The organism is Blautia massiliensis (ex Durand et al. 2017), assembly GCF_001487165.1.
In the GTDB taxonomy this organism is placed as follows: Bacteria; Bacillota; Clostridia; order Lachnospirales; family Lachnospiraceae; genus Blautia_A; species Blautia_A fusiformis.
Map to the genome: position 1 here is coordinate 1,270,598 of NZ_LN913006.1, position 12,897 is coordinate 1,283,494.

The 12,897-nt window shown below is 37.0% G+C and carries 12 protein-coding genes; 10 read left to right on the plus strand and 2 right to left on the minus strand.

Going from position 1 to position 12,897, the window contains the following annotated elements:
* The first annotated feature begins 710 nt into the window (after positions 1 to 710).
* The 6 genes from BN3261_RS06845 to BN3261_RS06870 all read left to right on the plus strand — a co-directional run bounded on the left by BN3261_RS06845 (position 711) and on the right by BN3261_RS06870 (position 5,568).
* Entirely contained in the window at positions 711 to 1,385 is a 675-nt protein-coding gene (locus tag BN3261_RS06845) for a response regulator transcription factor (protein WP_024853919.1), read from the plus strand.
* On the plus strand, positions 1,373 to 2,551 hold the full coding sequence (locus BN3261_RS06850) for a sensor histidine kinase (protein WP_059085830.1): 1,179 nt from the start codon (positions 1,373 to 1,375) through the stop codon (positions 2,549 to 2,551). The genes BN3261_RS06845 and BN3261_RS06850 overlap by 13 nt, the downstream gene beginning before the upstream one ends.
* A gap of 116 nt (positions 2,552 to 2,667) precedes the next feature.
* Complete coding sequence (locus BN3261_RS06855) at positions 2,668 to 3,738, plus strand: ABC transporter permease subunit (protein ID WP_059085831.1); 1,071 nt, start codon at positions 2,668 to 2,670, stop codon at positions 3,736 to 3,738.
* The gene (locus BN3261_RS06860; protein ID WP_235812354.1) at positions 3,735 to 4,391 is read left to right on the plus strand and encodes a transporter; all 657 of its coding nucleotides are present in this window, start codon (positions 3,735 to 3,737) and stop codon (positions 4,389 to 4,391) included. Before BN3261_RS06855 ends, BN3261_RS06860 begins: the two co-directional genes overlap by 4 nt.
* A gap of 3 nt (positions 4,392 to 4,394) precedes the next feature.
* Positions 4,395 to 5,273: an ATP-binding cassette domain-containing protein gene (locus tag BN3261_RS06865; RefSeq protein WP_055066282.1), complete on the plus strand. Its 879-nt coding sequence runs from the start codon at positions 4,395 to 4,397 to the stop codon at positions 5,271 to 5,273.
* 67 nt (positions 5,274 to 5,340) lie between these two features.
* Complete coding sequence (locus BN3261_RS06870; RefSeq protein ID WP_055066281.1) at positions 5,341 to 5,568, plus strand: hypothetical protein; 228 nt, start codon at positions 5,341 to 5,343, stop codon at positions 5,566 to 5,568.
* 261 nt (positions 5,569 to 5,829) lie between these two features.
* On the opposite strand, the gene BN3261_RS06875 is transcribed toward BN3261_RS06870, so the two are convergent.
* Positions 5,830 to 7,131, minus strand: coding sequence for a transposase (locus BN3261_RS06875; protein ID WP_055181967.1), 1,302 nt, complete (start codon positions 7,129 to 7,131; stop codon positions 5,830 to 5,832).
* Positions 7,132 to 7,238: 107 nt separating this feature from the next.
* Between BN3261_RS06875 and BN3261_RS06880 the strand changes: the two genes are divergently transcribed.
* The 4 genes from BN3261_RS06880 to BN3261_RS17675 all read left to right on the plus strand — a co-directional run bounded on the left by BN3261_RS06880 (position 7,239) and on the right by BN3261_RS17675 (position 11,583).
* Positions 7,239 to 7,829 carry an RNA polymerase sigma factor gene (locus BN3261_RS06880; RefSeq protein WP_059085832.1) on the plus strand — a complete coding sequence of 197 codons (591 nt, stop codon included), beginning with the start codon at positions 7,239 to 7,241 and terminating at the stop codon, positions 7,827 to 7,829.
* A complete protein-coding gene (locus tag BN3261_RS06885; protein WP_055066280.1) occupies positions 7,826 to 9,001 on the plus strand; it encodes a hypothetical protein in 1,176 nt (391 codons plus the stop codon). Before BN3261_RS06880 ends, BN3261_RS06885 begins: the two co-directional genes overlap by 4 nt.
* A 28-nt stretch (positions 9,002 to 9,029) precedes the next feature.
* Positions 9,030 to 11,276 (plus strand): DUF2298 domain-containing protein, encoded by a 2,247-nt coding sequence (locus BN3261_RS06890; RefSeq protein ID WP_059085833.1) that lies wholly within the window; start codon positions 9,030 to 9,032, stop codon positions 11,274 to 11,276.
* A 139-nt stretch (positions 11,277 to 11,415) separates the two neighbouring features.
* Positions 11,416 to 11,583 carry a hypothetical protein gene (locus BN3261_RS17675; RefSeq protein WP_173902135.1) on the plus strand — a complete coding sequence of 56 codons (168 nt, stop codon included), beginning with the start codon at positions 11,416 to 11,418 and terminating at the stop codon, positions 11,581 to 11,583.
* A gap of 111 nt (positions 11,584 to 11,694) precedes the next feature.
* On the opposite strand, the gene BN3261_RS06895 is transcribed toward BN3261_RS17675, so the two are convergent.
* Positions 11,695 to 12,828 (minus strand): hypothetical protein, encoded by a 1,134-nt coding sequence (locus BN3261_RS06895; RefSeq protein WP_199874103.1) that lies wholly within the window; start codon positions 12,826 to 12,828, stop codon positions 11,695 to 11,697.
* Positions 12,829 to 12,897 lie beyond the last annotated feature (69 nt).

The following is a 12,897-nucleotide window of genomic DNA, read 5'->3' on the forward strand; positions in this document are numbered from 1 at the left end:
TCTGTTGGGCTTGCCCTGATTTATATAATATCGTGCTTAAGAGTAAATATCCAGTTATAATAGAGCAGTTATTCTGTATCAGAGTTGTAGAGACATCAGCCATAAATATATTGTATTAGATGAATCAACAAATATCTTGATACAGAAGAAAAGAAAACGGAAAAAATCATATAGTTGCCAAGTCATAATAAGAACGAAATAGATATATTATGTGATAAGGTATTTGTGATGGAAAATGGAGTCCTGATAAAAAAAGGAGGGGCGAAGGATTCCCGGTTGTAATGGATACATACTGCCACGAAAGTAATTGATTTTCACTGACAATTATCCTAACACACAGGGGGAATTCTGGCTTTAGAGGCAAACTTGAGATTTGGTGTCGATGTAGAACAAAATAGGATTAATCAGTTTTCTAACAGCTGATTAATCCTATTTCATTTTTATTATTCTTTTTGTATGTGATTGTTTTTACGAAAACTGAGTTCTCGCATAAAAACATTTCTGTTTTCGTATTGATTGATTCAGCAGGTCGCACCGGTGTGGTACTGTTCTGCTGTGGGATAAGCATACGAAAATCGGAGGAAAAAGACATTGAGGGGAAATTAAGCTGGAATTGAGAGAAAAGATATATTGTGCTTACGTTCTTCATGTACTCTTGTTGTGATTTCATTGTTTTTTATCGTATAATATGGATACTGGAGGTGGTTTGGATGAAATACAAGATTTTAGTTGTCGATGATGATAAAGAATTGGTGAAAATGCTTTGTAGTTATTTTAATATGAAACAATATGAAACCATTACGGCTACAGACGGAATGGAAGCATTAAATAAAATAAAAATGAAACCGGATATTATTTTGTTGGATATCAATATGCCACGCATGGATGGGATTGAAGTATGTCGTCTGATACGCAGTAAAGTGTTATGTCCAATTTTATTTCTGACAGCAAGAGTTGATGAAGATGATAAAATTAATGGGTTGCTTTCAGGTGGGGATGATTATATTACGAAACCATTTAGTCTTCGGGAGTTGGAAGCGAGGATTGTCACAAACATAAAGAGAGAAGAAAGGCATCAACAAAAAACAGAATACCGCTTCATGGATGAAATGCTGATTGATTATTCTGAAAAAATAGTAGCTATAGCTGGACACAAGATGGAGTTCACAAAAATTGAATATCAGATTATAGAATTCTTATCCATGCATCCGGGGCAGGTGTTTGATAAAGAACGTATATATGAACAAGTCTGTGGATATGATGCGGAAGGGGACAGTAGAACGATAACGGAGTTAGTACGGCGTATAAGGAAAAAAATAGCGGATTGTTCAGAAAAAGAATACATAGAAACTGTATGGGGGATTGGATACCGATGGAAAAAATAAGAAACTTGTCACTGAAAAAAACAATTCTGTTTTATTTTGTGATCAGCTTGACGGCAGCATTTCTGTTATCTGCATTTACAGTTCATTTTGCAAGAAATATGCAGAATGAAATATGGGAAAAATATATTGATTATGCAGATTATACGGACGTGTTTCAGCAACATGGAAAGAAATACGAGATTGAGATATCAAGACCTAATCAATCGCAGATGAATCGTTTGGACTATCATCTTTCGGAAATGTGTGACTTTATAGAAACATATTCGGTACTGATTTTTTCGATTGTTGGGAGTGTTGCTGCGGTTTTCTTTTTTTATAAAAACAAGTTAAAGACGCCTCTACAGGAATTAAAAGATGCCTCACAAATGATTGCAGATAATGAACTGGATTTTCATGTGTCCTATGAAAATAAAGATGAGATGGGAACGTTGTGTAAAGAATTTGAAATGATGCGAAGTGCTTTAGCAGATAACAACAGAAAGATGTGGCGAATGATTGATGACGAGAAGGTCTTGCGGAATGCAATTGCACATGACATACGTTCTCCACTTTCCATATTGCGAGGGTATCAGGAAATGCTCTTAGAGTTTGTTTCTGCTGAGAGTATAAAAACAGAGGATATTATGGATATCTTGCAAACAGGCATGTATCAGATTGACCGAATAGAACATTTCACGGAAAACATGAGAAAAATGTCCCATTTAGAACAGAGGGAACTGCAATGTTCAGAGATAGTATTATCGGAGCTGGCAAAAAAGATTGAGACAGAAGCTGTCATGCTGTCCAAGAAAGAAAGTAAACTATGTAAGGTAGAAAGCGTACAGGAACAAAACGTTGTGAAAGTGGATGAGGAACTTGTCATGGAAGTGACAGACAACTTACTGGAAAATGCGGTTCGATATGCGCAAAAAAGTATTGCTCTGCAGATAAGGAAAAAAAATGGTTTTCTTATAATTTCTGTTGAAGATGATGGAATAGGTTTTGTGGATACTGAGGAAAAAGTAACAGAGCCGTTTTATCATAAGAATCCACAAGATGATTTAAAGCATTTTGGTCTTGGCATGTATATTTCTCGTATTTTCTGTGAAAAGCATGGAGGAAATTTGAAAATATATAATGTCAGACAGGGCGGTGCTCATGTAGAAGCTCTTTTCAAAGCTGAATAAAAATACGTTAGAAGGCTGAAATCACAAATAAAGTGGTTTTAGTCTTTTTTGTTGTGAATTTATTGAGAATTGATTTGTATGATGTTGTTAAAGAAATAAAGAAAGGAAGAGATACAATGAAAACAATCATAAAAAGAAGTATACTTGATTATTTAAAGAACCCTGTTTTGTGGATTGGCTTGATTATTATAGTCGCCAGTATATATCAATGTCTGTCATCGTATTTGCAAATTCATTATATCAAACCGAATGAACAGGTTACACAAAATGATGTAGCATTGGGAGAGGCCGATGTCATGGATGGCTACATTCCTACATCTGATGATAAGGAAAGAAGAAGGGAGTGGGAAGATACGATCAGAGAGACTCTAATGGACACCTCCAAAAATGGTTTTGGATTTAGCAGGCAAGAAGCGGATGATGTAGTGAAAAAAATTCAGAATATGGATGTAAAGACTGCTTCTGAGTTCCTGGAATCCCAATATGGCTATTATAACGCAATATATGCTTATGAAGACCTTGAAATTCATAAGGGGACAACAGAGGAAATCAATCATTATATCGAACAGAAATTATCCGAACATTCTTTTTCCTGGTACTTTGCAAAAAAATTTACGGATTTTGCAGGATTGCATATGGCCTTTTTTGCAACAGTCTTGCTATCATTTTTATTTATTCAAGATACACGAAAAAGTACCTATGAATTATTACATACAAAGCCTGTTACGGCAATCCAATATATATGTGGGAAAGTAATAAGCGGATTCACTAGTATGCTGGGAGTATTAGTGATTTTGAATGTTATATTCTTTATGCTGTGTTTGAAAACGTCTTTAGAATCGGGCTTTCCAGTAACACTAATTGATTTTTGCGTGAATTCTCTGATCTATATTGTTCCAAATTTTTTGATGATATGTTGTGTCTATACAATTACAGCAGTAATATTTAAAAATCCGCTTCCGGCAGCACCAATCTTGTTTTTACACATTATATATTCAAATATGCTGACCATGAAAAATGATATTTATTATATGAGACCGTTCTCTATTATGGTGCGATTCCCTGGCAGATTTTTTGAAACACACGCAGCCCAAATGTCAAACATAAATCAGATTATTCTTGTAATTTCATCAGTTATATTAGTATGTATTTCTGTTACAATCTGGAAAAGGAGGAGGGTTCATTGAAAACGGAACTAAAAAACTGCCTGCCGTTATATAAGATTTTTTATTCATGTGCATTTATACTGATATTGTGTGCTATTCATCCGATTATATACTATGAAGAAATCGGTTCAGCAATTCAGTCGCCAATAGCATTTTTAACAATTATTTTTTGTAGTGACACATATTTGATGGAAGTAAAAAGTAAGCGTGCCGATGTATTTCATTTGTATGATCAAAAAAAGCAGTTAAAAGTAATATCACAGAGAGTGTGCGTTCAAATATTATATTTATTAATACTTTCCTGTGTTGGATATGTTTTGTTTTTCTGGCAAAAACCGGGCAGTGTAAACGAAGGCGTTTCGGGCACTTTGATATTCCTTTTATTTTTCATTGCAATGTTCGGAACCATCTGGCTTTGGAGTATATGCTCTGTGATTTTGTGTACATTGCTTGGAAATATGTGGGCAGGTATAGGATGTTTATTTGGAATTGTCATTGGTCTTATATCGAAAGCGGGCAGTTCATTTTTCGGGAATCTGGGATTGTTTTCTTTCAGCTCTTGTGAACTTAATCAATTAATGTCCGAGAGTTGGATTTATGGAACGCTTATGTCTTTTATAGTGGGTATGCTTTTATTTGCAGTATTACCAATGGCTTTAAAGAAAAGGGGATAGATTATGAGTATTAGAATAAATGATTTAACAGTTAGATTTAAAAATGGTGTAGTTGCAGTAAATAAGGCATCTCTTGAAATACCTAATGGAATTTACGGACTTTTGGGAGAGAATGGTGCGGGAAAAACCACGCTGATGAGGGTTCTTACAACCGTTTTAAAACAAACGGAAGGAATGGTTTCGCTTGATGGAATTCTGTATAACGAGGGAAATTATGAAAAAATACAGAAAAAGATTGGTTATCTTCCACAGGAAATCGACTTATATCCGAATCTTACGGTGAAAGAATGCCTTGTATATATGGGAGGACTATCAGGAGTATCCACAAATGACCTCAAACAAAGAATTACCTATTATCTGGAAAAGACTTCTCTTACAGAGCATCAGAATAAAAAAATGCGGCAATTATCTGGCGGTATGAAGAGACGTGTCGGACTCATACAGGCACTTCTTAATAATCCGGATTTTTTGATTATTGATGAACCTACCACCGGGTTAGATCCGGAAGAAAGAATCAGGATCCGCAATCTTTTGGTTGATTTTTCAAAGAATAGAACTGTGCTGTTTTCCACTCATGTAGTAGAAGATTTAGCAGCAACCTGTACACAGCTTGCCATTATGAAAAAGGGAAGTTTTTTATATTCTGGAAGCGTGAGTGGGTTGCTGGAAAATGCAAAGGGCTGTGTTTGGAATTGTACGGTACAAAATGCAGAAGAAGCCCGTTTGTTAGAAGCCAATTATTCTATATCATCTAAGCAGTATGTAGAAAATGGAATTCATATGAAAGTATTAAGCAAAGAAAAGCCAAATGAGAATTGTGTCCCGGATAATGATATCACTTTGGAAGATGCATATATTTATTTGACGAATAATCGAGAATAAAAGATATTAGTGTAGGGAAACAGTAACGGAAGTAAACTTTGATGAAAGCTTCTATACGGAAACGGAAATGACAACAAATCTGTATGTGGATGAAGAGACGGATTCGGACTTTTTTGATGAGGAGACAATGTACGATGATGATTCTTCGTATACAGATATAGGAAGTGGACAGTATGTGTATGAATATGACATGGCAGATGGCTCACATTTGTACCTATGTGGTTCTGAACTGTCCGTACCGCAAACAACTATCTATATAGTAGATGCAGATGGAAAGACAACGCAAATTAAATAATTTATGGAGAATATAATGGGCTATCGTGATGATATGCTCCTTTTTCATGCTATAATTTAAAAAAAATATAAATTTTTTGAGACGATCCTCAAAAAAACACGACTTTATAATTGAGAACACTAGAGATGAGCAAAACACATTAATTCAAAAGTAGGACGTGGCAGTTAGTTTCCATAAAGTTTGAGGTTACGATTTTATGGCATAGCAAAGCTAACGTAAGTCCAAAACTTACGAAATCATAAGACTATGAGAAATTTTTAATCAAGCAATTCGTTTTATTGTTTTTAGTTTGCGATAAGACTGACCGGAATGGCTAGTGATTGCGGCAACGGCAACTGCCAGTAAACTGATATGGGCAAGTGTGTTTAAGTTTGTAACAGACGCTTTATTTCTCACCCACATCCGCTCCTGACCAGTATTTTTAAAACGCGAATTATAGCGTTCACATTCTGTGCGGAGTGAATAATTACTTTCAAAATATTTGCTGTCCCTATCAATGGAAAGTCTTAAATCATCAGGAATGGTGAGATATTTCGTACAGCCACGATGCTTTTTACCATTATAGAAATTTTTGTGGTGGCATGGGCAAACGGTATCTTTACTTGATTTTAGAGGACAACAAAACTTTTGACGGGTACGACCACAATCGGAAAACTTACCATCCTTCCACATGGCAAGCCCTGCTTCGCAAATGGGATTCCCTTGAGGAAGAAGTTTCGGATTTTTGGAATTACGTTTGTTTAATGGAATGATACATTCTCCATTGTAAAGATCCTTAACCTGATTGTAGATATTTTTGACATCGTAACCTTTGTCGGCAAGGAATGTGCAGTCCGTTATTGGTTGAAAGGAATGGGTAGCAGCAAGGATATCTAAAGCGACGGTAGCATCATGAACTTCCGCGGTTGTGGTCATTTCATAAATAGGAAGACCTGAAATACAGTCTACAAGGACATGATTTTTATAGCCCCAATAGAATTCATATTTTTTCTCGTTCGTTTGATTGGATGCAGTGTGGACGCCGAGTTTACAATCCGAATCCGCCCTTGGTTGATTTCTGGGTTTAAACTTATTTGAGAGAAAAGATTTCGGATTATTCTGTGAAGTATTTGCAGAGACAGGGGTTGAATCTAAGCCAATAAAAGAAGTGTCTACAATACCTTCTTTAGAAAGGAATAACACCTGAGTTTTCATGATTTCAGAGAGAACTTTGTTATCGAAATTTTTCAGGAAGCGATCAAAAGTCCAATAAGAAGGAAGTGGACGAGAAATATCAAAGCCACAAAAATACGCAATCAGAAGATTATTGTGAAGATAATCGACAAGATCGGAAATCATGGAGAAGCCTTCGCATTTCATGACAATAAAGGAACAAATCATAGCGTGATTTGAAAAGCCTTTCCTTCCTGTCTTGGGGAATTCCGGAACAAAGGATAAATCAAGATTCAAAAAAAGAGAATCATAAAACTTTGCAACTGGTTGTGAAGTGAAAAGACGAATGTCTTTCAAAATTTCTTGACGATAGATAACAATCAGCTCCTTTCGGTGAATTGATTTTGACAACTTAATTATATCATTTGGAGCTGATTGTTGCTATAAATTTGAAGTGATTAATGAGGTTGCCATGCCTCGCAAACCCGCATAAATACTGAATGTGTGGAGTTTTGCTCATGGCTATTGAGAACACTTTTGAGGAGGTGAACATCATAGACGATATAAAAATCATAGAGCTTTATTTTGAAAGAAATGAGCGGGCGATTAAGGAAACAGATATAAAATATGGAAAACTTTGTCATAAAATTGCCTATAATGTCCTGAATAATCGCCAGGATTCGGAAGAGTGTGTAAATACCACTTATTTAGAAGTGTGGAATAGAATCCCACCGACAAGGCCTGCAAAATTTAAAGCCTATATTTCTATAATTGTCAGAGATATTTCCATAGATAAATTAAGACATCTGACAGCTAAAAAGAGGTCGGCTGATATGGTTATGGCATTGGATGAACTTACAGAGGTACTACCGGATGAAAGGCATGCTCCTGGAAGGAACGATGAAGAGATTGGAAAATTGATCCGTATTTTTCTTCGTAAACAAAAAGAAGAGGTTCAGAGGGTGTTTGTTCTAAAGTATTTTTATTTCGAATCTAACAGGGCTATTGCGGAAAAATATGGTTTTACTGAACGCAAAGTAACGAATATGTTGGCCCGTACCAGAAATAAATTAAAAAAATATCTGATTGAGGAGGGAATCTACATATGAATATACCAAGAATTGTAAATGCTATCGGTTATATTGATGATGACCTTATCACGGCAGCACTGGAAGATCCGCCGAGGAAAAGGCATAATCCTATGATCAAATGGATGCCGGTTGCTTCCTGTTTGGTGCTGGTTATGATTGCAAGCATTCTTGTTCCACATTTTTTTAGGAAAGATGCAGTCATTGAAGATAAATATAAATATCATATTGCTGAAACAGAACGAGCCATAGAATGGCCATGGAAATACAAGACTCCTGCTGAAAAGTATCCTGTTGTTAAATTTAATGGAAAACAGTTTACTGCGAAAAGTCAGAATTCTATTCATACAGAGGTAATGGGGGAGGTAATTGGCTCCTGTGTGGCAGAAGGGCTTGATCCTGATACAGGAAAGGCATACACGGAAACATTTGAGGTGCAGAAGATTAAGGGCATATCAGAGGAACTGATGATTGCCGTAGGCAATGAGGATGGATTTTATGTTTATGCAGTTGATGAGAAGTCGGCTCCAGATACGTTAGGTAAGTTACTGGAACTTTATGAGCTTTCGCAAAACATAGAATTAAACTATGTAACAAAATGTGAAGGTTATGAGGAAAAAGGGGAGCTTTTGCTGGATAATGATGAAAAGATCTGGTGGATCCTTTATGGCTGTGGCGATGCAAAGCTTGATGATACAATTGACTTCTTTGAAAGAGAGAATCGAAGATGTCTGGCTTTTACGGCAACTTCTGAAGCATTGGGTGTCTATAACCGGGGGATCTACATTTCTGAGGATGGTTACTTTGCTACCAATATTTTTGATTATGAATATAGTTATTTTATTGGAAAAGAGGCAGCAGGACAGATCATCAGTTATGTACAAAAACATTCCACGGAAACAAAGTCCAGTACCAGTCTGCCAACCATATCCGGAACTGTTACAGAAATTGGAAATGGATATATTATGGTTGATGACACCGTTTTATGTAAGAAATCAAAAGCAGGAAAGAAATATAAGGTATATACAGATGATATAAAAATAAGAAGATGGATTGAAAGCGGAGAACTTAAAGAAGGGGATCTTGTAGTTGTTGAATATGAAGGTGAAATTTCCAGTAACTATGAAGTAAAGGGAGCGTATTCCATATTTACAGGAACTCTTGAAGAAAATGGTATTTTAAACCAGGAATAACAAAAACAGGAAAGAGAAGGTTACAGATGTGAAGATAAAACGAAATTATTTGATAAAGCTTGCACCGGCTGTTTTATTAGTAGTTGGTGCTTACTGGCTCCTCGGTTCTGATTTTTTTACATTTCTGACCTGGTGGGAAATGATATGCCTGCTAGGTCTGGTATTTATGCCGGTAACATCCCGTATATTCAGGGGCTTTGATGATAATGGCTGGATGTTTTCTAAAGTACTGGCAGTCGCTGTATGCGGATATGTGCAGTGGCTGCTGGCCTGTTTAAAAATCACTCCGTTTACGGGAATGACCTGTGTTATCATCACGGTTATTTGTTGTCTGGGCAGTATTTTGTATGGAATAAAATGTAAGAACAGAATCACGAATTCTCTTCCCTGGGAACAGACAACCCTGGTTTGCCGGGAAGAAATTCTGTTTTTTCTGGTGTTTCTTTTCTGGACATATCTGGCGGGATTTCATCCGGCGGCTCATGGAACGGAAAAATATATGGATTTTGGTTTTATGCAGTCCATGATGAGAAGTACAACCTTACCAGCCCAGGATATGTGGTTTGCCGGAAAGTCTTTTAATTATTATTACGGTGGACAGTATCTTGCCGTATTCCTTACGAAGCTGACCGGGACAAGCGTGGAGATCACTTATAATCTGATGAGGACTATGGTCGCCGCTTTTGCCTTTGTTCTTCCCTTTAGTCTGGTACGCCAGATGCTGAAGGACAAATTAAGGACTGGGAGAAAATGGTCTTTAGATCTTGGTGGTATCCTGGCAGGGATGGCGGTGTCTATGAGTGGGAATCTCCACTATATTATTTATGGAATCATCCTTAGACTGCTGAAAATAAAAACAGATTACTGGTTTCCAAGCTCTACCCGTTATATTGGTTTCGATCCGGCTGTAACCGGGGATGAGACGATCCATGAGTTTCCGTCTTATTCGTTTGTACTGGGAGATCTTCATGCTCATGTAATAAATGTCTTTCTGGTCCTGACGGTACTGGGAATCCTATATTCATGGATGAAGACAAATTCAGGAAAAAGCTGGAGACAGAGAGAAATCGGATTTCTCGGACTGTTTCTGGGAATGTTCCTTTTTTCTAATACCTGGGATTTTATGATCTATTACGTTGTGAGTTGCGGAGTATTGCTTTTCGGAAATCTGAAACGTTATTCCTCTGATTCTTTTATAAGTTCAGCATTGAAATGGAGTGTGATACAGTGGGGGGAACTGCTGGCGGTTGCTTTTCTTGCATCACTTCCGTTTCATTTGACTTTTCAAAATGTGATGGTTCAGGGAATCGGAGTAGTAAAAATACATACTGCTTTTTACCAGTTCTGTGTATTATGGGCATTTCCGCTTCTGGTTTGCACGCCATTTGTTATTGTAGTTCTGAAAAAAATACGAACATTCCCAGATAAAAAGATACGAAGTTTTTTTAGCAATGTAAAGTATCCTGATTTGTATGGGCTGGTTCTTGTACTTTGTGCTATGGGACTGATCTTTATTCCTGAAATTGTTTATGTACGGGACATTTATGAAAAAACAGCTCCAAGAGCCAATACCATGTTCAAGCTGACTTATCAGGCATATATCATGTTTGGAATTATGATGGCATATATATTGGTTTCATTTACAGCAACCAGAATAAAAAGATGTAATGGTACTGACAATGCTATAATATGTAAAGGATTACTGAGGTGTCCAAGATGTCAGACCCTGTCAGGGATCATTGCGATCCTGCTTCTGATTTCAACTTGCGGATACCTGGAAAATGCAATTATTCATTGGTTTGGCGGATTCCCGAAAAGAAGTGCATACCAGACACTAAACGCAACGAACTATTTGGAAAATGCTATTCCGGATGATGCCGCTGGAATCCGCTGGCTGAATGCTAATGTTAATGGACAACCTGTTGTTCTTGAAACCAGTGGTGACAGTTATAAGAATTATGATAACCGTGTTTCAGCAATGACAGGACTGCCAACGGTTTTAGGCTGGTATGTGCATGAATGGCTGTGGAGAAATAATCTGGAAGAGGAAAATCAACGAAAAGAAGATGTGCAGACCATATACACTTCAAGCAGCGCTGAGCAAATAAAAGCCTTGATAGAAAAGTATAAGATTTCCTATTTATTCATCGGCAGTTGTGAAGCTGAGAAGTATGGAGAGATCAATAGCGAATTATTAACTTCGCTTGGAAAAGTTGTTTTTCGACAGGGTGAGACGATGATAATTGAGGTTTCCGATGGGGAGAGGGCTGATTGATATAAAAGAGATAAAATTTTATAAAATGTGTTACCTTATGCAAAAAAATACGATTAATTATATAGATGGCAAATTTTGGCAAAGGAGGTTATGCATGATTGTTTATCAGCCATATAGAAAATGAAAGGAGTCTAATCATATGAAACATAAGGTAAAGATTATAATACTCAGTGCTTTAGGAGTTTTGCTTGTGGGATCATCGGTGGTATATGCCTACTCGCAAAAAGGCACTCTGATCTCACAGAAAACGGAGGAGCTGCCTGACGGAAATATTTATGTCGAAGAATTATATGAAATAGACCAGTAAGACAGAAAAAGCGGGGATGGCGTATTGATACGACATCCCCCTTTATGTGGACGGAAGTTGTTAATACTTCTAAAAGTAAGTTAAACAAATGGAAAGTTAACTGAATATGCATTATATAAGCAAAAATGTTTTTTTCGAAGAACGAATAATGTTAAACTCAATTCGCCATTCAGTGTCGTCTGATACTGGTTTGAAGTGTAAAGCGGAACAAGCAACATGGAGATTTGCCTGATTGCTGTCGCCACATAAAATTATGGTTGGCTCGTCTGCACCACCGATAACGCCAATACAAGCAAAATCATTTTGTATTTCAGGAGAAAAGGAATCTGTTGTAGGAGCAATTTCTACAGGTTTATCGCTATCAGCACAATCATGAATCGAAATATCATTGTCCGGTTCAGGAGAAAGTGTATAGCTCATAGTGGTAAAATGTGTGGGATAAAACCAAAGGTCAGAGCCCACGCAGTTTTGAGAAAGTGTCTGCTGTTCCAATTTTTGCACAGTTAATATATATTCTATTTCACTGATCGGATGGGAGAAAGCAAACTGGTCACCGGGAGCGTGTATCTTAAAATGCGGTCCAGGTATACGGAATGGTTGTTGCTCCATTGTAAGCGAAAAAGATTTTATTTCAGGACGGCGTTTACCTGGCCACAGAAATGCCGCCCTAAAAATCATCCATCCATAGGAGATATCCAATTCGTAGTGTTTCACCGCCCATTTTGCTTCCAGTTCATTGTTTGTTTCGTCTGATAAGCAGGGATTAAAGACCACCGAACAGCTGTGAGAGGCCTGCATTGTTTTTCCATTTAATTTTAAACAAGGAATAATATCAAGGCAAAGAGGGTTGTCTAAATCTATTTGCAGTTGTTGTTCTTGCGTAAAATTTAAACAAGAGTCATTTTCGGGGCTTAAATCCCACTTTTTCATAAATTCGCGAATATCTTCTGCCGGAGTACACATACAAAAATCCAAGACAAGACCTTTGTTGCAAGAATACACCGCAGGAATAATCCAATGATGCCCAGCCCATTCGAATTGCTTATTTAATCGAAGTTCTGTTCCGGCATGGCCTTTTCCTGAAGGCTCCCAGAAGTTTCCGTCAAAATAAACCTTCCATTCAGGGATGGGCACTTCTGCATCCGGGTTCATATCAATATCATGTGTATTATCTTCACGGCACTTTGCTCCCACAGAGGAAAGGTCAATTACGCTTTGCAAAAATTTCTGAAATATTCTGTTCATAATGGTCTCCATAATTCTGATTTTCTGAGTTACTTCAATTATGATTAATGATATCATAAAAATGTTTTG